The following is a 1954-nucleotide window of genomic DNA, read 5'->3' as shown; positions in this document are numbered from 1 at the left end:
ATGAAAATCCTGCTCCTCCTCATCCCCCTCGTCCTCACCGCCTGCGGCACACTGACCGGCATACCCGCCCACGGCGGCGGCAAACGCTTTGCCGTCGAACAGGAACTCGTCGCCGCATCGTCCCGCGCCGCCGTCAAAGAAATGGATTTGTCCGCCCTGAAAGGACGCAAAGCCGCCCTTTACGTCTCCGTTATGGGCGACCAAGGTTCGGGCAACATAAGCGGCGGACGCTACTCTATCGACGCACTGATACGCGGCGGCTACCACAACAACCCCGAAAGGGCCACCCAATACAGCTACCCCGCCTACGACACTACCGCCACCACCAAATCCGACGCGCTCTCCAGCGTTACCACTTCCACATCGCTCTTAAACGCCCCCGCCGCCGCCCTGACGAAAAACAGCGGACGCAAAGGCGAACGCTCCGCCGGACTGTCCGTCAACGGCACGGGCGACTACCGCAACGAAACCCTGCTCGCCAATCCCCGCGACGTTTCCTTCCTGACTAACCTCATTCAAACCGTCTTCTACCTGCGCGGCATCGAGGTCGTACCGCCCGAATACGCCGACACCGACGTATTCGTAACCGTCGACGTATTCGGCACCGTCCGCAGCCGTACCGAACTACACCTCTACAACGCCGAAACCCTTAAAGCCCAAACCAAGCTCGAATATTTCGCCGTCGACCGCGACAGCCGGAAACTGCTGATTGCCCCTAAAACCGCCGCCTACGAATCCCAATACCAAGAACAATACGCCCTTTGGACCGGCCCTTACAAAGTCAGCAAAACCGTCAAAGCCTCAGACCGCCTGATGGTCGATTTCTCCGACATCACCCCCTACGGCGACACAACCGCCCAAAACCGTCCCGACTTCAAACAAAACAACGGTAAAAACCCCGATGTCGGCAACGAAGTCATCCGCCGCCGCAAAGGAGGATAAACCGTGAAACCGCTACGAAGACTAACAAACCTCCTTGCCGCCTGCGCCGTAGCGGCGGCCGCACTCATACAGCCCGTCCTCGCCGCAGAATTGGCGCAAGACCCGTTCATTACCGATAACGCCCAACGGCAGCACTACGAACCCGGCGGCAAATACCATCTCTTCGGCGACCCGCGCGGCAGCGTCTCCGACCGCACCGGTCAAATCAACGTCATCCAAGACTATACCCACCAGATGGGCAACCTGCTCATCCAACAGGCAAATATCAACGGCACAATCGGCTACCACACCCGCTTTTCAGGACACGGACACGAAGAACACGCCCCCTTCGACAACCACGCCGCCGACAGCGCAAGCAAAGAACAAGGCAACGTTGACGAAGGCTTTACCGTATACCGGCTCAACTGGGAAGGACACGAACATCATCCCGCCGATGCCTACGACGGCCCGAAGGGCGGCAATTACCCCAAACCTACGGGCGCACGCGACGAATACACCTATCACGTCAACGGCACAGCCCGCAGTATCAAACTCAATCCGACCGACACCCGCGACGTCAGACAACGCATATCCGACAACTACAACAACCTCGGCAGCAATTTCTCCGACCGCGCCGATGAAGCCAACAAAAAAATGTTCGAGCACAATGCCAAGCTCGACCGCTGGGGCAACAGCATGGAGTTTATCAACGGCATTGCCGCCGGAGCACTCAACCCCTTTATCAGCGCGGGCGAAGCCTTGGGCATAGGCGACATACTGTACGGAACAGGCTATGCCATAGACAAAGCCACGATGCGCAACATCGCTCCCTTGCCCACCGAGGGCAAATTTGCCGCCATCGGCGGCTTGGGCAGCGTGGCGGGCTTTGAAAAAAATACGCGCGAAGCCGTTGACCGGTGGATACAGGAAAATCCCAATGCCGCCGAAACCGTCGAAGCCCTGGCCAACATCCTGCCGTTTGCCAAAGCTGAGAAGTTGGCGAAACTGGGGAAGGCGGCAAAACTAGGAAGGG

2 protein-coding genes are annotated in these 1954 nt (G+C 58.5%); both read left to right on the top strand.

Annotated elements, in window-relative coordinates; all coding sequences use genetic code 11:
• Window positions 1-942, top strand: a complete 942-nt coding sequence (gene mafA, locus ACRPFF_RS10910) for an adhesin MafA (protein ID WP_432674657.1) — start codon at window positions 1-3, stop codon at window positions 940-942.
• A gap of 3 nt (window positions 943-945) precedes the next feature.
• Window positions 946-1954, top strand: a 1009-nt coding sequence (mafB, locus tag ACRPFF_RS10905) for a polymorphic toxin MafB class 1 (RefSeq protein ID WP_432674656.1), incomplete at its 3' end; no start/stop codon positions are given.

The sequence above is a fragment of the Neisseria sp. SLRRB23 genome (assembly GCF_050896295.1).
Lineage (GTDB): Bacteria > Pseudomonadota > Gammaproteobacteria > Burkholderiales > Neisseriaceae > Neisseria.
The sequence above is the reverse complement of the archived record's forward strand: the minus strand, read 5'-3'. Positions and strand labels throughout refer to the sequence as shown.

Bases quoted from the DNA above. Each gene is read 5' to 3' on its own strand.
- mafA (WP_432674657.1), top strand. From the start codon at position 1: ATGAAAATCCTGCTCCTCCTCATCCCCCTCGTCCTCACCGCCTGCGGC.